This is a genomic window from Arthrobacter sp. Leaf234, from assembly GCF_001422665.1.
In the GTDB taxonomy this organism is placed as follows: domain Bacteria; phylum Actinomycetota; class Actinomycetes; order Actinomycetales; family Micrococcaceae; genus Arthrobacter_D.
Window position 1 is genome coordinate 1,081,097 of the sequence record NZ_LMLU01000001.1, and the last position, 16,713, is coordinate 1,097,809.

The window sequence follows — 16,713 nt, forward strand, 5'->3', positions numbered from 1 at the left end:
ACGGCGGGGGTCGACCCGCCGGGCCGGGTCTCCCGGCTCGGGTTGCCGCCGGTTGACCGTGCAGGGCGGGCATGTAAGGGTGGAGCAGGCCTTTACAGAACGAGCGTTCAGTAATTAGTTCCGAGCGACGGGGCCGGACCTGTGACGACGAGGGAGACGACCATGGCCGAGGCATTCCTGGTAGGGGGAGTCCGCACCCCTGTGGGCCGTTACGGCGGGGCACTGTCCAGCGTCCGCCCCGACGATCTCGCGGCGCTCGTCCTCTCCTCGGTGGTCCAGCGTGCCGGCCTCGATCCGGCCGCCGTCGACGAGGTGATCCTCGGCAACGCGAACGGCGCCGGCGAGGAGAACCGCAACGTCGCGCGCCTCGCGTCCCTGCTCGCAGGGTTCCCGGACACCGTCCCCGGCATCACCGTCAACCGCCTGTGCGCATCCGGCCTCTCCGCCATCATCATGGCCTCCCACATGATCAAGGCGGGTGCCGCGGACATCGTGATCGCGGGCGGCGTCGAGTCCATGAGCCGCGCGCCCTGGGTCATGGAGAAGCCGGACAAGGCTTTCGCCAAGCCGGGCGCCGTCGTCGACACCTCCATCGGCTGGCGCTTCACCAATCCGCTGCTCGCCGCACGGGAGAAGACCACCTATTCGATGCCCGAGACGGCCGAGGAGCTCGCCTCGCTGGACGGCATCACGCGCGACGACGCCGACGCCTTCGCGCTCCGGTCCCACGAGCGGGCGCTGGCCGCGATGGAGGCGGGGCGCTTCGACGACGAGATCGTGTCCGTGCAGGTCAACCGGGGCCGCACGTCCTTCGCCGTGGACACCGACGAGGGACCGCGCGCCGAGACGACCCTGGAGGTCCTCGGGAAGCTCCGCCCCGTCGTCCGGCCGGGCGGGATCATCACGGCCGGGAATTCCAGCTCGCTGAACGACGGCGCGTCCGCCGTGATCGTCGCCTCGGAGGCGGCCCTGCAGCGCTACGGGCTGACGCCGCGGGCCCGGATCCTCGACGGCGCCTCCGCCGGTGTGCCCCCGGAGATCATGGGGATCGGCCCCGTCCCCGCCACGCAGAAGGTCCTGGACCGGACCGGAGCGGGCATCGCCGATCTCGGCGCCGTCGAACTCAACGAGGCCTTCGCCACGCAGTCCCTCGCATGCATCCGCCGCCTCGGCCTCGACGAGGAGATCGTGAACCGGGACGGCGGGGCGATCGCCCTCGGCCACCCGCTCGGCTCCTCGGGCTCCCGCATCGCGATCACCCTGCTGGGGCGCATGGAGCGGGAACTCGGCGGGGAGGCGCGCCGGCTCGGGCTCGCAACCATGTGCGTGGGCGTCGGCCAGGGCACCGCGATGCTGCTCGAGGGCGTCTGATGCCCGCCGCGCTGCAGCTCACCGAAGACGAGGGCTCGAACGCCCTGGTCGTCGAACTCCACCGGCCCGAGGTCCGCAACGCCATCGACCGGCAGATGGTCGATGAGCTGCATGCCGTCTGCGCGGACCTCGAGCGCGCTCCGCGCACGCTGATCCTGATCGGGTCCGGCGGCGTGTTCGCCTCGGGCGCCGACATCGCCGAGCTGAGGGAACGGCGGCGCGACGACGCTCTCGCCGGCATCAACTCGACCCTGTTCGCCCGCATCGCGGCCCTGCCGATGCCCGTCATCGCCGCCCTCGACGGCTATGCGCTCGGCGGCGGTGCGGAACTGGCCTTCGCCGCCGATCTCCGCATCGGCACACCGCGCCTGAAGATCGGGAACCCCGAGACGGGCCTCGGCATCCTGCCCGCAGCCGGAGCCACCTGGCGCCTGAAGGAGCTCGTGGGGGAGCCGCTCGCGAAGGAGATCCTCCTCGCAGGGCGCATCCTCTCCGCGGAGGAGGCCCTCGACGCACGCCTCATCTCCTCGATCCACGAGCCGGACGAACTCCTGCCAGCAGCCCACGGACTCGCGGACCGGATCGCCCGCCAGGATCCCCTCGCCGTCCGGATCACCAAGAGCGTCTTCCACGCCCCCCGGGAGTCGCATCCCGTGATCGATCACTTGGCGCAGGCCATCCTCTTCGAATCCGAGGCCAAGTTCGAGCGCATGCAGCAGTTCCTCGACCGGAAGAAGGGTTCCTGATGACCTCGCTCGACGTCCGCTCGGTCGCCGGTGTCCCCACCTGGGTCGGCGTGCTCGGCGGCGGCCGCATGGGCGCGGGGATCGCGCACGCCTTCTGCCTCGCGGGCGCGCGCGTCGTCGTCGTCGAGCGTGACGACGCCGCAGCCGCGGCCGGGCTCGACCGCGTGACACAGGCCCTCGGGCGCAGCGTCGACCGCGGGACGACCCCGGAGGACCTCGGAACCCTGTCCGCCCGCGTTTCGGTCTCCACGGACTACGCCGCCTTCACGGACTGCGGGCTCGTCGTCGAGGCGGTTCCCGAGGACCTGGACCTCAAGCGGCACGCACTGCGGGCCGTCGAGGACGTGCTCGACGGCGGCGCCTGGCTCGCCACCAACACGTCGTCGCTCTCGGTCGATGCGCTGGCCGGCGCCCTGCGGCGGCCGGAGCGGTTCTGCGGCCTCCACTTCTTCAACCCCGTCCCCGCCTCCGCGCTGATCGAGGTGGTCGTGGGCAGCCAGACCTCCCCGGAGCTCGAGGCCGCCACGCGGACCTGGGTGACCGCGCTCGGCAAGGTGCCCGTCGTCGTGCGGGACACCCCCGGTTTCGCCAGTTCGCGTCTCGGCGTCGCGATCGCCCTGGAGGCCATGCGCATGCTCGAGGAGGGCGTCGCGTCGGCGGAGGACATCGACGCCGCGATGGTCCTCGGGTACCGGCATCCGATCGGGCCGCTGCGCACCACGGACCTCGTGGGCCTCGACGTCCGCCTCGGCATCGCCGAATACCTCGAGTCCACACTCGGCCCCCGTTTCACCCCGCCGGCCATCCTGCGCGACAAGGTCGCCGCGGGGCACCTCGGACGCAAGAGCGGCCGCGGCTTCTTCGACTGGGAGGATGCGCCGTCGTCCTCCGACTCCCCTCCTCCCTCGGCACAACCAGCGAAAGGTGAGCGGCCATGACCACCGCCCCGGAACGAGTACAGATCGACGTCGTCCCCAGCTTCATCGAGGATGCCTGGTGGACGCCCGACCGCACCGCCGCGGACGACGACGGCACCGTGGTGCGCGACGCCAGCACGGGCGAGGAGCTCGCCGTCGTCAGCACGGCCGGGATCGACACCGCCGCGGCGATCGGGTTCGCGCGGGCCACGGGGCAGGCCGAACTCGGTCGCCTCACCTTCCACGAGCGCGCACTGAAGCTCAAGGAGCTCGCCCAGTACCTCAATGCCCACCGCGAACCGCTGTACGAGCTGTCCGCGAAGACCGGCGCCACGAGGATCGACTCGATGGTGGACATCGACGGCGGCATCGGCGTGCTCTTCACGTTCGGCTCGAAGGGCCGCCGCGAGCTGCCGAACTCGCACGTGATCGTCGACGGCCCGCCCGAGGTGCTCTCGAAGGACGGCTCCTTCCTCGGGACGCACATCCACACGCGGATCCCGGGCGTCGCCGTGCAGATCAACGCCTTCAACTTCCCGGTGTGGGGCATGCTCGAGAAGCTCGCCCCCGCGTTCCTCGCCGGCGTCCCGACCATCGTGAAGCCCGCCACGCCCACCGGGTTCCTGACCGCCGCCGTCGTGAAGCTCATCATCGGCTCGGCGATCCTGCCGACGGGCGCGCTGCAGCTGATCTCCGGTCCCGCCCGCGACATCCTCGACCACCTCGACTACCGCGACCTCGTCTCCTTCACCGGTTCGGCCTCGACGGCCAATCACCTCAAGTCGCACGCATCCATCGCGCGCGGCGGCGTCCGCTTCACGTGCGAGACGGACTCCCTCAATGCGGCCATCCTCGGACCCGACGCCGTCCCCGGCACCCCCGAGTTCGACGCCTTCGTGAAGTCGCTCGTCACGGAGATCACGGTCAAGGCCGGCCAGAAGTGCACGAGCATCCGGCGGTCCATCGTGCCGGACGCGCTGGTCGAGGACGTCGTCCGGGCTGCCGGCGATCGGATCCGGGAGCGTGTGACCCTCGGGGACCCACGCGCCGAGGGCGTCACGATGGGTGCACTCGCCTCCCTCGCCCAGCTCGAGGGGGTGCAGGAATCCGTGCGCGAACTGATCGCGGGCGGCGCGTCCCTGGCGTTCGGGTCGCTGGACGCGCCCGACGTCGTGCTCGCCGACAACACCTCCGGCAAGGCGCCGGGCGGGGCGTTCATGGAACCGGTGCTGCTCACCTGGCAGGACGTCGAAGCCGGGGCCCTCCACTCGGTCGAGGCCTTCGGCCCCGTCGCGTCGGTGATCGGGTACGACGACGTCCAGCACGCCGTCCGCCTCGCGGCCCTCGGATCCGGCTCGCTCGTCGCCACGGTCTGCACCAACGACCCCGCTGTGGCGCAGGAGCTGGTCCTCGGCATCGCGGCGCACCACGGCCGCGTGCTCATCCTGAACCGCGAGGACGCCCGCTCCTCGACCGGGCACGGCTCGCCCGTTCCGCACCTGGTGCACGGTGGACCCGGCCGGGCCGGCGGCGGCGAGGAGCTCGGCGGGATGCGCTCGGTGCTGCACCACATGCAGCGCACCGCGGTCCAGGGCTCCCCGAACATGCTCACGAGCATCACGGGCGAGTGGCACACCGGAGCTGACCGCCGCTTCGACGACGTCCACCCGTTCCGCAAGGACCTCGCGACGCTGCGGATCGGCGACAGCGTCCGGTCCGAACTGCGGCAGGTGACGCTGGCGGACATCACCGCGTTCGCGGAGACGACGGGCGACACGTTCTACGCGCACACCAACGAGGAGGCCGCGGCCGCCAACCCGTTCTTCCCCGGCATCGTGGCGCACGGCTACCTGCTGCTCTCCTGGGGCGCCGGCCTGTTCGTCGATCCCGAGCCCGGGCCCGTCCTCGCCAACTACGGCCTGGAGAACCTGCGCTTCATCACGCCGGTCGCCGCAGGTGATTCCATCCGGGTCACGCTGACGGCCAAGCGCATCACCCCGCGGGAGACCGACGAGTACGGCGAGGTGGCCTGGGACGCCGTCCTGCACAACCAGGACGACGAGATCGTGGCGACCTACGACGTCCTGACCCTCGTGCAGAAGTAGCCGGAGTTGCTGGTCCCGGTTCCGGGGTGCCGTTCCGCCCATTCCGAGCTCGTCGGTCGGCGTTCCTCCCATTGACCGACGCCGGTCAGTGGGAGGAGGCGCCTCTGCCCACCGACCGGACGCGGTCATCGGGCAGAGTGCACCTCAAGCGTCGCCCTGACGAGCCGGAGGAAGGTGTCCGGATCGTTCTGCAGCAGGGGCCAGGTGACGCGCGGCACGGGCATGCCCCGTGCAGTCAGCAGATTCCCCCGGCGACGGTCCTCCTCGAAGGCAGGCCGGTCACTGTGGTACTCGCGCCCGTCGGCCTCGATCCCCAGGACTCCATCGACAACGAGGTCGAGACGACCGACGCGGACACCTGCACCTGCGATGCGACGTGGAACCCGGCCTCGAGCAGGCGATACCTCGCAACCGTCTCGAGGATCGCCTCGGCCTGCGGATCGATCAGCGCCACGATCCGGCGCAGGGTGCCGGACCTGTGCCCGACGACGTGCTCCCGCAGGTCATCGAGCGTGACGGAACCCCGGACGACTGCTGATTCGACGATGGACAGGGCATCGAGTTCCGGCAGGCACCGCATCACCTGCAGGCACACGACGAGGTCCGTCACGGGGCGTGCCGACCGATGGACGCGCAAGCCGGCAGTGTCGATCGGCCGCCCGTGGTCCGTGGCGACATGCATCAGCCCGGGTCGTCGGAGGATCCAGAGCCCGCGGTGCTGCGCCGCACTGACGGAGGCGAGTTCGGTGCCCAGCTGGAGCGCGGCCACGACCACGGGATCATGGTCCGGAAGCGCATAGATGCCGCGGGCAACCCGGAGGACCTGACCCCGCTCGCACGCCTTCGCGATGGCGGCCCTCCCCGTGCCGGCTGCCACGAGCTCCGGCAGCCGGGCCACCCCACCCAGCGGAAAGCAGGTGAACGACAGTCATGGGACCACTGTGACGGTCCGTCGGGATCCAGGGTGCCGTGTTGTCCCTCTGTGGACGACGCCATGGCCCCGTTGCGGTGACGCGCCAGCCCATTCGCCGGCTTCCGTCGGTGGGAAGGAGCGTCTATTCCCACTGACCGGCAACGGTCGGTGGGAGGAGCGGGCGGTTCGGTACGGGCATCGGCGCCGCGGGGCGCAGTCGGTATAGAGCAGTCGGCATAGATGGGGAGGGACGCTGGTGGGTGGGAGGCCCACCGACGCCGGGGAGCAGCCCGGTCAGCGCCGGTGCAGGCCGTCGAAGACCATGAGGATGATGTCGTCGGCCAGCTTGTCCGCGGTGAGCGGTCCTCCGGGTCGGTACCACTCCACGATCGAGTTGATGGTCCCGAAGATGAGGCGCGTCGTGGTCCGCGGGTCGATGTCGTCGCGGATGGAGCCCTCGTGGCGGGCGGCGTCGACGAGCGCGGCGATCTCACGGTCGAATCTCCGGCGCCGGTCGAGGGCTTCCCGCTCCACCTCCGTGTTGCCGCGGAGCCGCAGCAGGAGCGTGACGAAGGGGAGGCGCTCCGTCAGGACGGCGATGGTGCCACGGAGCACGAATTCCAGGCGGGCGTCCGCGGCGCCGGTGCCCGCGCGGCTGTCCTCGAGCACGGCCTCCAGCCCGCCGAGCGCGTGGTCGAGCGCGAGCCGGAGGAGGTCGCCCTTCGACGGCACGTGGTGGTAGATCGCCGACTTGCTGATGCCGAGTTCCTCGGCGAGCATGCCCATGGAGGTCGCCTCGTAGCCGTGGCGGTTGAAGGCCGTGACGGCGACGGCGAGGACCGACTGCTGGTCGTACCCGGGACGTCCCCGGCGGGCAGTGGGGAGCGGAGCGGCTCCGGCAGCAGTCATAGGGTCATTTTTGCACGACCGTTCGGTCGGGAGAGCGGGCGGGACGGCGGGCCACGGCGTCACAATCGAACACAATCCTTAGTTTGCCTAGAGAGTAGTAGCCTTACTGTCGATACCACCGCACCACCCGTGAAAGGGCGCTCACCGTGCCGACCACCTCCTGGGACCTCCGTCTCCACGCCCTGACCGCCTTCATGGACGCCGAAGGCCGCGAGCCCTCGACCCGATCCGCCATTGCCGGGGAGCACCGGCTGGCCCTGTGGCTCGACGAGCAGCGGAAGTCGGTGCGCGCCGGACGGATGGGGCCCGCCCGCCGGGAGATCCTGCAGCAGGCGGGATTGCTCACGGCGGACGAGATCGGCAGTCCCCGCACCGGCACGGCGTGGCTCAGGGTGGCCAGTGTGGCCGAATTCGTCGAGGAGGAGGGCCGGTTGCCGTCCTTCGTGGCGCCGGCGACGGCGGGCGAGAAACGCCTTGCGGACTGGATCCACGTGCAGCTCTCCGGCCGAGCGGCCGAAACGGAGCCACTGCGTGCACTGCGCGCCATCCTCGACGCGGTGGCCGTCGACGGGCTCGCGCACACCGTCTGAGCGCGAGCCTCCCCTTACGCCGCCTCCTGACGGGTGATAGGTTCGGCGCACGTGCAGCGCCGCAACGGACCCGGACGTCCCCGGGCCGCCAGGGCGGCATTCTGCGAGGAAGCCGATGGACAGTGTGGTGGCGGCGAGCGGCCGAGCGACAGTCTCCCTGATCGCGCCCGGCCTGCAGCGCCTCTCCTGGAGTCCGGGGACGCACATCGATCACGACGACGCGCTCTCGGTGCTCGCCGCGAGCAGGATCATGTCCTCCGGCGGGCCCTACGCCATCCTGGTCGACATGACGACGACGGTCGACGTCCGCTCCGATGCGCGGGCGGCCTTCAACGGGGAGTCGCTCGTGGTCGCGGCCGCCCTGCTGGGCGACGGGCCGATGGACGAGGTGCTGGCTGCAGGAGCGTGCAGGGCGGTGCATCCCACCCGGTACTTCACGTCCGTCTCCCTGGCGCTCGCCTGGCTGGACGAACGTCTCGCTGACCGGCAGATCCCGTCCGGCGACCCGTCGTTCCGTTGACTGCTCAACGCCCTGCTCCCTATACTGAACGAACGGTCGGTAAATACGCCGCATACGTCCAGACGAGCGAGGTAGCACGATGACGACGACAGCGATTGATCCGCGGAGCCGCGAGGACCACGACGCGGCCGGTGAGCGCCGATTCGACGAGCTGATCGCCCAGGACTCACGCATCGAGCCCCGTGACTGGATGCCGGCCGACTACCGCAAGTCGCTGACGCGCCAGATCTCCCAACATGCGCACTCCGAGATCATCGGCATGCAGCCCGAGGCCAACTGGATCACGCGCGCGCCGTCCCTCAAGCGCAAGGCCGTCCTCATGGCCAAGGTGCAGGATGAAGCCGGCCACGGGCTCTATCTCTATTCCGCGGCCGAGACCCTCGGAACGCCCCGTGACCAGATGACCGAGGACCTGATCGCCGGCAAGGCGCGCTACTCGAGCATCTTCAACTACCCCGTCCTCACCTGGGCCGACATCGGTGCGATCGGCTGGCTCGTCGACGGTGCGGCCATCTGCAACCAGGTGCCCCTGTGCCGTGCGTCCTACGGCCCGTACGGCCGGGCGATGGTGCGCATCTGCAAGGAGGAGTCCTTCCACCAGCGCCAGGGCTTCGAGATCCTGCTCGAACTCGCCAACGGCACCGAGGCGCAGAAGCAGATGGCGCAGGACGCCGTGAACCGCTGGTACGCGCCGTCCCTGATGATGTTCGGTCCGCCGGACGAGGACTCGCCCAACTCGCAGAAGTCCATGGAGTGGAACATCAAGCGCTTCTCGAACGACGAGCTGCGGTCGCGCTTCGTCGGCATGATGGTCGAGCAGATCAAGGTTCTCGGGCTCGACCTGCCCGACCAGGACGTGCGCTTCGACGAGGAGACCGGCCGCTGGCAGCACGGGCCCCTGGACTGGAACGAGTTCAAGGAGGTCCTCGCGGGCCGTGGACCCTGCAACGCCCAGCGCATGGAGCGGCGCCGCGAAGCCCACGAGGACGGCGCCTGGGTGCGCGAGGCCGCTGCGGCCTACGCCGAGAAGCAGGTCCTCAAGACCGCGCAGGCGGCGTAGGTGACGGGCGGGTCGACCACGGGCGACGACGGCGCGAAGGCACCGTCGTCGGGTCCGCGGGAACCGCGTGCGGCCTGGCCGCTCTGGGAGGTGTTCGTGCGGTCGTCGCGCGGGCTCTCCCACGTCCACGCCGGGTCGCTCCACGCGCCCGACGCCGAAATGGCCGTGCGGAACGCGCGTGACCTCTACACGCGGCGCAACGAGGGCGTGAGCCTGTGGGTGGTCCCGGCGACGGCGATCATCACCAGCGATCCCGACGCGAAGGACCAGTTCTTCGAATCCCCCCAGGGCAAGGACTACCGGCACGCGACGTACTACACCAAGAGCGAGGGAGTGAAGCACCTGTGAGCGAGGCCAACGCCAGCGCGACCCGCATCACCCCGGGCAACGCCCTGCGGCCGGAGGACATCGCGCTGCTCGAGGCGAAGCCCTCGGACGCCGTCGGGCAGTACGCGCTGTGGCTGGGCGACGACGCCCTGATCCTCGCGCAGCGGCTCGGCTGGTGGATCTCCCGCGCGCCCGAACTCGAGGAGGACGTGGCGCTCGCCAACATCGCGCTCGATCAGATCGGCCACGCCCGGTCCTTCCTCACCTATGCGGGACGGGCGTGGGACAAGACCGAGGACGATCTCGCCTACTTCCGCCGGGAGCCCGAGTTCCGCTCGGTCCATCTCGTCGAGCAGCCCAACGGGGACTTCGCCCGCACCATCGCGCGGCAGTTCGTCGTCGCCCTCTACCAGTGGGAGCTCTACTCGCGGCTGGTGGATTCCAGCGATCCCACCCTCGCCGCGATCGCCGCGAAGGCGGTCAAGGAGGTGGACTACCACCGGGACCACAGCATCCAGTGGATCCTGCGCCTCGGTCAGGGCACCGAGGAGTCGCGCCGCAGGATGATCGCCGGTCTCAAGCTGACCTGGCCGTACGTCGAGGAACTCTTCACCGATCATCCACTCGTCGACGAGCTCGGTGATGCCGGTGTCCGCCCGAGCAGTCTCCGTGCGCCGTTCGACGCGGCGGTGCAGGCGGTCCTCGCCGAGGCCGATCTGGACGTGCCGCAGGTGCCCGGATCCGTGGGCGGCGGGCGCCTCGGACGGCACAGCGAACATCTCGGCTACATCCTCGCCGAACTCCAGGTGCTCGCGAGGGAGTACCCCGGAGCGTCGTGGTGACCGTCACCGATCTGCGGCCCTCGTCCGCCGTGGACGCCGCGGCGTGGGACATCGCCGCGACGGTCTGCGACCCCGAGATCCCGGTCCTCACGATCGAGGACCTCGGGATCCTCCGCGACGCCCACGTCGCGGAGACCGGGCAGGTCCTCGTGACCATCACGCCGACGTACTCGGGCTGCCCCGCCATGGACGCCATCCGCGACGACGTCACCGCGGCCCTCAGGGGAGCGGGGTACGACGACGTCGCCGTGCGCCTGGTCCTCTCGCCCGCCTGGACCACGGACTGGATGAGCGACGACGGCAAGGCGAAACTGGCGGACTACGGCATCGCTCCGCCCACGGGGAAGGCCGCCGCCGGTCCGGTCCGGATCGGGCTCAGCGTCAAGTGTCCGCAGTGCTCGTCGCTCAACACCCGCGAGATGACGCGCTTCGGCTCGACCTCCTGCAAGGCCCTGTACGTCTGCAACGACTGCCGGGAACCCTTCGACTACTTCAAGGTGCACTGATGGCCGTCGTCCTCGCCCCCTCCACCCAGCGACGGAGCGCCTTCAACACGCTCACGGTCCGCGAGGTGCGCCGCCTCACCGAGGACGCGGTCGAGGTCACCCTCGACGTTCCCGCCGAGCTCCAGGAGAAGTACGACTACCTTCCCGGCCAGTACGTGGCGCTCCGGGCGACGCTCGACGTCGACGGGGAGCCCAAGGAGGTCCGGCGCAGCTATTCGATCTGTGCCGATCCCCGCCCCGGTGAGCTCCGCGTGGCCGTCAAGCGGGACCTCGGCGGAGTGTTCTCGACGTGGGCCAACGAGTCGCTCGCGGCGGGGGACACCCTCGACGTCATGAGTCCGCTGGGACAGTTCACCCCGCGTACGACGCCGGGCGACCAGGCTGTCGCTCTCGTCGCCGTCGCGGCGGGATCAGGCATCACGCCGGTGATCTCCATCGCACGGTCGATGCTCGCCGGCAGCCCCAATGCCCGCTTCGACCTCATCTACGCGAACCGGGCGGCGATGGACGTGATGTTCCTCGAGGAACTCGCCGACCTCAAGGACCGCTACCCCGCGCGGTTCGCGCTGCACCATGTCCTGTCCCGGGAGCAGCGCATCTCGCCGCTGCTGTCCGGCCGGATCGACGCCGAGAAGTTGGAGAAGCTCCTCGGGACGGTCCTGGCCGCCGAGCGGGTGGACGAGTGGTTCCTCTGCGGGCCCTTCGAGCTGGTGCAGCTCTGCCGGGATGCGCTCGCGGAGCGAGGCGTCCCCGCTGAGAAGATCCGCTTCGAGCTGTTCACGACGGGCGAGCCCACACGTCCCGAGGGGAGCATCGGCCGACCGGTCGCGCCCGCGGAGAGCGGCGAGAACTACACCATCTCCTTCAACCTCGACGGCCTCCGGGGATCCGTGCAGAGTCCCACCCACGCGCGGGAGTCCATCCTGAACGCCGCCCTGCGGGTGCGGCCCGACGTCCCCTTCGCATGCGCCGGTGGGGTCTGCGGCACGTGCCGCGCGAAGGTGGTCGAGGGCACCGTGGAGATGACCGAGAACTACGCGCTGGAGCCCGACGAGGTGGCGAAGGGCTTCGTGCTGACCTGCCAGGCCCATCCCACCAGCGACACCGTCACCGTCGACTACGACGCCTAGGAGCAGCGATGACCGCACCACAGGACACCACATCGACGAGCATGGTCCGGCTGACGATCGCCGACGGCATCGCCGACGTGGTGCTGGACGCGCCCTACCGGCTCAACGCCGTCGACGCCCAGGCACTCGAGGACCTGGCCGCCGCGTACGACGACGCCGCAGCCGGTGTGCGGGAAGGCACGGTCCGAGCCCTCGTGCTGCGCGGGGAGGGACGCGCCTTCTGTGCGGGCCGCAACCTCGGGGCCATCACCTTCGAGGACGACGACGCGTACGAGTTCCTCGATGCCACCCTGACGCCCCTGCTCCGGAAGATGGCCGACTTCCCGGCTCCGACGTTCGCCGCCGCACAGGGTGCGTGCCTCGGCGTCGGGCTCGGCCTGCTCATCGCGACCGACGTCGTCTACGTCGCCGAGGACGCCAAGATCGGCTCGCCCTTCGCCAATCTCGGGCTGATGCTCGACTCCGGCGGGCACTGGCTGTTCATGGAACGGCTCGGCTCGCACCGGGCCCTCGACCTGATGTACACCGGCGACCTCATGACCGGCGCGGAGGCCGTGGCCGGTGGCCTCTTCAGCCGTGCAGTGCCTGCGGCGGACCTCCTGGACCTCACGAGGGCGAAGGCCGCCCGGGCCGCCCGCGGTCCGCTGCAGTCGCTCGTCGCCTCGAAACAGCTCATCGGGCGGATCCGCGACGACCGCCTGGGCCTGTGGGACGCCATCCGCGGCGAGAACGACGCGCAGGCCGTGCTCGGCAGCACGGAGGACTACCGCGAGGGTCTCGCGGCCTTCCGGGAGAAGCGGGCTCCGCGCTTCGGCAGTTGACCGGTTCCCTGTCGCGGGCGCTACCGCCGGTGATGTCGCGCACTGATCGCGCACCCATCCGCGCTACCCGGTAAATACTCGCTGCGACGGCGGCTGTGACCCGACTGGTCGAGCGCTTCGAGGTGGGGGGCTCCTAGGGAGTCGGCAGGATGTAGAGCCGCGCCATCGCCTCGGAGAAGAAGGCCGGGTCAGCGTCGAGGACGGCCTGCGGACAGGTCATGACGGCGGTGACCACCCCCTCACTCGCCGGCATGGCGCGGGTCGCGATGTAGCGCACCCCGGTGTCGCCCTCGAGGGTGAGGCCCGGGAGCGTCGTCGTCGAGAGGTCAACGGTGGGTCCGCCGGCGAAGTTGATGCTGAGGGGGACGGCGCCGGCCTGGTCCTCGATCGTTCCGCCTTCGAGGTCCGCGAAGAATTCGAGCAGGTAGACCATGTAGCTCGAGGTGGCAGGAGCGTCGCTCAGGAGGTCGTCGTCACCGTCGAGCGGCGGCATGTACGCCTGCTCCAGCAGGAGGTCGCAGCCGTTCGGACTGCTGAAGGTGGAGATTCCGTCGGCCGGGAGGCCGTCCATGGTCCACGTCTCCACCGGCTGCGCCCAGGACGGCGGAGCGGTGAAGAGGGCGGAGCTTTCGAGCGGTTGCTGCTCGGGCGCGTCGATCGTTCCGGCGGCGGGGTCGGGGCCGGTGATCTCCGGGACGGGGCCACCCGGGACGTCCGTCGACGGCGGAGCGGCGAACCCCGTCTCGGAGGCCGTCGTGGGGGTGAACGTCGCGGCGAGACCGAGGACTGCGAGGACCACCACCACGCCGACCAGGCCGACCACGAGTGTCCCGGCCCCGATGAGGACCCAGCCCCACACCGGCAGGCCCCTCCTGCGCGGAGGTGGTCCGCCGGGCCCGGACGCGTACCCGCTGAAGGCGCCCTGCGGAACCTGGCCTGGTCCCGTTAATTGCGGCGGGGAGGGCCGGCTCCCAACGAGCCGCTCGACGTCGCCGGGTCCGGGTGTCGCCCACAGATTCTCCGTGCGGGGGGCGTTCGCCCGCGGCAGATCATCGAAGGACGCACCGTGGCCCGGATCATTGCCGAAGGGGCCCTGAGGAGTCGGGCCGGCCCCGAGCGGACCCGGGGGAGTCGGAGGAACGCCGGACCCGCCTGCGCCGTGGAGGCGCCCTCCGTCGTCCTGCCCCTGACCGCCGGTGCTCCCTGAATCCGTCATTCTCTCCCCCATGTGGAACGCCGCGAACCCGGCCCCGCGGGTCTGCTTCGGTCATTATGCAGGGGCGCGGGAGCGAACACCATGGGTAGCCCCGCCGAGGTAGCGGGGGCGCCGTGACGAGGGTCGTCAGGAGCAGGAGCAGGAGCAGGAGCAGGAGCAGGAGCAGGAGCAGGCGTGGCAAGCTGGCGTCATCCCATCGCCCACAGGAGGAGCCACCATGGCCGGTATCGCCAATCCGCTGGAGGAGTTGTCCCTCGAGGACCTCCGGCGCCGCACGAGCGTGAAGTGGCGGACCTACCCGGAGGACGTCCTTCCCCTGTGGGTCGCCGAGATGGACGTCCGACTGGCCGAACCGATCGCCGCAGCCCTCATGCAGGCCATCGAGCGCGGCGACACCGGTTACCCCTCCGGTCGGGGACTCGCCGAGGCCTACGCGGGGTTCGCCGGGCGGCGTTGGGGCTGGGCCGGTGTCGATCCGGCGAACACCGCCCTCGCGCCCGACGTCATGCTCGGCATCGTCGAGGTGATCCGGCTCCTGACGTCGCCCGGTGACACCGTCGTCGTCAGCGCACCCGTCTACCCGCCGTTCTACGCGTTCGTGGAGCATGACCAGCGCCTGATCAGGCACGCCCCCTGCACCGACGCGGGCCGGCTCGACCTCGAAGCCCTCGACCGCGTGTTCGGTGAGGTCCGGGCAGCAGGCAGGCCCGCCGTCTACCTCATGAGCAACCCCCACAACCCGACGGGCACGGTCCACTCCCGCGCCGAGCTGGAGCAGCTGGCAGCCCTGACGCGCCGCCACGGCGTCCGCGTGGTCTCGGACGAGATCCACAGCCCGCTCGTCCTGGCGGGTGCCGCCTTCACGCCCTATCTGAGCGTCGCCGGCGCGGAGGAGGGCTTCGCCGTGGTGGCCGCGTCGAAGGCGTGGAACCTCGCCGGCCTGAAGACGGGGCTGATCGTCGCAGGTCCCGGGGCGGCGGCCGACCTCCGGCGCCTGCCCGAGGAAGTGGGACACGGCGCCAGCCACCTGGGCGTCATCGCCCACACCACCGCTTTCGACGAGGGGGAGCCCTGGCTGGACGCACTGCTCGCAGGACTGGCGGACAACAGGACGCTGCTGCGCGGGCTCGTCGGGGAGCGGCTCCCGCAGATCGGCCTGCGTCCGCCCGAAGGGACCTACCTCGCCTGGTTGGACTGCCGCCCGCTGGGCCTTCATGACCCTGCCGCGGACGGTGCCCCGGGCATCGTGACCGACCTGGCCGGTCCGGCACGGTTCTTCCTCGACCACGCCCGGGTCGCCCTGAGTTCGGGCCATGTCTTCGGCGCCGGCGGGGGAGGTCATGTCCGGTTCAACTTCGCGACGTCGCGCGCCGTCGTCACCGAAGCGGTGGACCGGATGGCGCGGGCGCTGGACGTTCGCGAGACGTCCCGGCCGGGCGGCTAGGAGCCGGGTGTGCAGCATCGGGTGACCCGGGACGCGGCAGGCCCTACAGTGGGTCCACGCCACCAGCACCCAGGAGCTGCCATGTCCCTCGTCCGCGTGCACAACTTCTCCATCTCCCTCGACGGGTTCGGCACCGGGGAGGGCCAGACGCTCGAGGCCCCGTTCGGGCATGCGGGCTCGCGGCTCGTCGAATGGGCGTTCGAGACCCGCACCTTCCGCGCGATGGGCCTGCACGGGGAGTCGGCGGGTTCCTCCGGCGTCGACGAGGCCTTCGCGAGCGCCTGGAAACCCGGTATCGGCGCGGAGATCATGGGCCGCAACAAGTTCGGACCCCACCGCGGCCCCTGGGAGGACCACGAGTGGAAGGGGTGGTGGGGCGGGAATCCCGTCTTCCACACGCCCGTCGTCGTCCTCACGCACCATCCGCGGCCCGTGCTCGAGATGGAGGGTGGGACGACGTTCCACTTCGTCGATGCGGAGCCGGCGGCCGCGCTCGCGCAGGCACGCGGGCTGGCCGGAGGCCTCGACGTGCGGATCGGCGGCGGCGTCACCACGGTCCGCGCGTTCCTCGAGGCCGACCTCATCGACCACCTGCACATCGTCCTCGTACCGATCCTCCTCGGGCGGGGCGAACGCCTCTGGGATTCTCTCGAAGGACTCGAGCAGCGCTTCGCCATCGAAGCCACGCCGTCCCCCTCCGGCGTGGTCCATCTGATCCTTACCCGCAGGGCGCGGTGACCGCCCGTCCTCGCCGGTCGCGGTGACCGCCGTGACCGCCCGTCCTCCGACGGGAACGGCTGTACGGCGGCGGATGCCCTCAGCGCGTGTCCAGGTCCTCGAAGACCAGGAACGTCTGGGTGTCGAGCACTCCGGGCATGGACTGCAGCTGGTCGAAGATCACGCGCCGCAGGCCCACGTTGTCCTCGGCCCGCACCAGGAGGATGACGTCGAAGTCCCCGCCCACCAGGGCGATGTGGTGGATCTCCGGGACGTCGCGGAGTTTGTCCCTGAGCTCGCGCCAGGAGTGCTGCCGGACCTTCAGGGTGACGTAGGCGGAGGAGCGGAGGCCTGCCTTCGCGGGATCGATGATGGCCGTGAACCGGGTGAGGACGCCGTCCTCGGTGAGTTTCGCGATCCTCGAGTAGGCGTGTGCACGGGAGATGTGCACCCGCTCGGCGACCGACGTGACGGACTGCCGTCCGTCCCGCGTCAGTTCGGCGAGGATCCTCCGGTCGACGTCGTCGAGCTTTCCGTCCGCCACCTGTCCACGCTCCTTCGCGTAATGCAGCTCACACT

Annotated in this window: 18 protein-coding genes; 14 read left to right on the plus strand and 4 right to left on the minus strand. The window is 70.6% G+C overall.

The genetic code is table 11. From position 1 onward, the window contains the following. The first annotated feature begins 162 nt into the window (after window positions 1-162). The 4 genes from ASF21_RS05030 to paaZ are packed head-to-tail and all read left to right on the plus strand — an operon-like array spanning window position 163 to window position 5,139. Window positions 163-1,371, plus strand: coding sequence for a thiolase family protein (locus tag ASF21_RS05030; RefSeq protein ID WP_055767596.1), 1,209 nt, complete (start codon window positions 163-165; stop codon window positions 1,369-1,371). Continuing rightward, entirely contained in the window at window positions 1,371-2,117 is a 747-nt protein-coding gene (locus ASF21_RS05035) for an enoyl-CoA hydratase/isomerase family protein (protein WP_055767599.1), read from the plus strand. Before ASF21_RS05030 ends, ASF21_RS05035 begins: the two co-directional genes overlap by 1 nt. After that, window positions 2,117-3,055 carry a 3-hydroxyacyl-CoA dehydrogenase family protein gene (locus ASF21_RS05040; RefSeq protein ID WP_082471237.1) on the plus strand — a complete coding sequence of 313 codons (939 nt, stop codon included), beginning with the start codon at window positions 2,117-2,119 and terminating at the stop codon, window positions 3,053-3,055. The genes ASF21_RS05035 and ASF21_RS05040 overlap by 1 nt, the downstream gene beginning before the upstream one ends. After that, the gene (gene paaZ, locus ASF21_RS05045; RefSeq protein WP_055767603.1) at window positions 3,052-5,139 is read left to right on the plus strand and encodes a phenylacetic acid degradation bifunctional protein PaaZ; all 2,088 of its coding nucleotides are present in this window, start codon (window positions 3,052-3,054) and stop codon (window positions 5,137-5,139) included. The genes ASF21_RS05040 and paaZ overlap by 4 nt, the downstream gene beginning before the upstream one ends. 235 nt (window positions 5,140-5,374) lie before the next feature. Here the strand turns inward: paaZ and ASF21_RS05050 are convergent, their stop codons facing one another. Both ASF21_RS05050 and ASF21_RS05055 read right to left on the minus strand, forming a co-directional pair. Then, the gene (locus tag ASF21_RS05050; protein ID WP_055767606.1) at window positions 5,375-6,037 is read right to left on the minus strand and encodes a type IV toxin-antitoxin system AbiEi family antitoxin domain-containing protein; all 663 of its coding nucleotides are present in this window, start codon (window positions 6,035-6,037) and stop codon (window positions 5,375-5,377) included. A 309-nt stretch (window positions 6,038-6,346) separates the two neighbouring features. Continuing rightward, window positions 6,347-6,961 (minus strand): TetR/AcrR family transcriptional regulator, encoded by a 615-nt coding sequence (locus ASF21_RS05055; RefSeq protein ID WP_055767609.1) that lies wholly within the window; start codon window positions 6,959-6,961, stop codon window positions 6,347-6,349. Window positions 6,962-7,107: 146 nt separating this feature from the next. Here ASF21_RS05055 and ASF21_RS05060 point away from each other — a divergent pair, with 146 nt between their 5' ends. From ASF21_RS05060 to ASF21_RS05095, 8 genes are all read left to right on the plus strand, one after another. Continuing rightward, entirely contained in the window at window positions 7,108-7,551 is a 444-nt protein-coding gene (locus ASF21_RS05060) for a helicase associated domain-containing protein (RefSeq protein WP_055767612.1), read from the plus strand. 115 nt (window positions 7,552-7,666) lie between these two features. Beyond that, a complete protein-coding gene (locus ASF21_RS05065) occupies window positions 7,667-8,071 on the plus strand; it encodes an STAS/SEC14 domain-containing protein (protein ID WP_055767615.1) in 405 nt (134 codons plus the stop codon). Window positions 8,072-8,150: 79 nt separating this feature from the next. After that, entirely contained in the window at window positions 8,151-9,131 is a 981-nt protein-coding gene (paaA, locus tag ASF21_RS05070) for a 1,2-phenylacetyl-CoA epoxidase subunit PaaA (RefSeq protein ID WP_055767618.1), read from the plus strand. Then, entirely contained in the window at window positions 9,132-9,479 is a 348-nt protein-coding gene (gene paaB, locus ASF21_RS05075) for a 1,2-phenylacetyl-CoA epoxidase subunit PaaB (protein ID WP_055767621.1), read from the plus strand. It begins immediately after the preceding gene. Beyond that, the gene (paaC, locus tag ASF21_RS05080) at window positions 9,476-10,300 is read left to right on the plus strand and encodes a 1,2-phenylacetyl-CoA epoxidase subunit PaaC (RefSeq protein WP_055767624.1); all 825 of its coding nucleotides are present in this window, start codon (window positions 9,476-9,478) and stop codon (window positions 10,298-10,300) included. Before paaB ends, paaC begins: the two co-directional genes overlap by 4 nt. Continuing rightward, window positions 10,297-10,806: a 1,2-phenylacetyl-CoA epoxidase subunit PaaD gene (paaD, locus tag ASF21_RS05085; RefSeq protein ID WP_414826597.1), complete on the plus strand. Its 510-nt coding sequence runs from the start codon at window positions 10,297-10,299 to the stop codon at window positions 10,804-10,806. The genes paaC and paaD overlap by 4 nt, the downstream gene beginning before the upstream one ends. Continuing rightward, window positions 10,806-11,936 carry a 1,2-phenylacetyl-CoA epoxidase subunit PaaE gene (paaE, locus tag ASF21_RS05090; RefSeq protein ID WP_055767629.1) on the plus strand — a complete coding sequence of 377 codons (1,131 nt, stop codon included), beginning with the start codon at window positions 10,806-10,808 and terminating at the stop codon, window positions 11,934-11,936. The genes paaD and paaE overlap by 1 nt, the downstream gene beginning before the upstream one ends. A 41-nt stretch (window positions 11,937-11,977) precedes the next feature. After that, window positions 11,978-12,757, plus strand: coding sequence for an enoyl-CoA hydratase/isomerase family protein (locus ASF21_RS05095; protein WP_055769179.1), 780 nt, complete (start codon window positions 11,978-11,980; stop codon window positions 12,755-12,757). Between the two features lie 133 nt (window positions 12,758-12,890). Here ASF21_RS05095 and ASF21_RS05100 read toward each other — a convergent pair whose 3' ends face one another. Next, on the minus strand, window positions 12,891-13,616 hold the full coding sequence (locus ASF21_RS05100) for a hypothetical protein (protein ID WP_055767632.1): 726 nt from the start codon (window positions 13,614-13,616) through the stop codon (window positions 12,891-12,893). A 574-nt stretch (window positions 13,617-14,190) separates the two neighbouring features. On the opposite strand from ASF21_RS05100, the gene ASF21_RS05105 reads away from it, so the two are divergent. Together ASF21_RS05105 and ASF21_RS05110 are read left to right on the plus strand one after the other, a co-directional pair. Beyond that, window positions 14,191-15,417, plus strand: a complete 1,227-nt coding sequence (locus tag ASF21_RS05105; RefSeq protein ID WP_055767635.1) for a MalY/PatB family protein — start codon at window positions 14,191-14,193, stop codon at window positions 15,415-15,417. Between the two features lie 81 nt (window positions 15,418-15,498). Next, the gene (locus tag ASF21_RS05110) at window positions 15,499-16,155 is read left to right on the plus strand and encodes a dihydrofolate reductase family protein (RefSeq protein WP_055767638.1); all 657 of its coding nucleotides are present in this window, start codon (window positions 15,499-15,501) and stop codon (window positions 16,153-16,155) included. 79 nt (window positions 16,156-16,234) lie between these two features. Here ASF21_RS05110 and ASF21_RS05115 read toward each other — a convergent pair whose 3' ends face one another. Then, window positions 16,235-16,678, minus strand: coding sequence for an Lrp/AsnC family transcriptional regulator (locus tag ASF21_RS05115; protein ID WP_055767641.1), 444 nt, complete (start codon window positions 16,676-16,678; stop codon window positions 16,235-16,237). Between the last annotated feature and the right edge of the window lie 35 nt (window positions 16,679-16,713).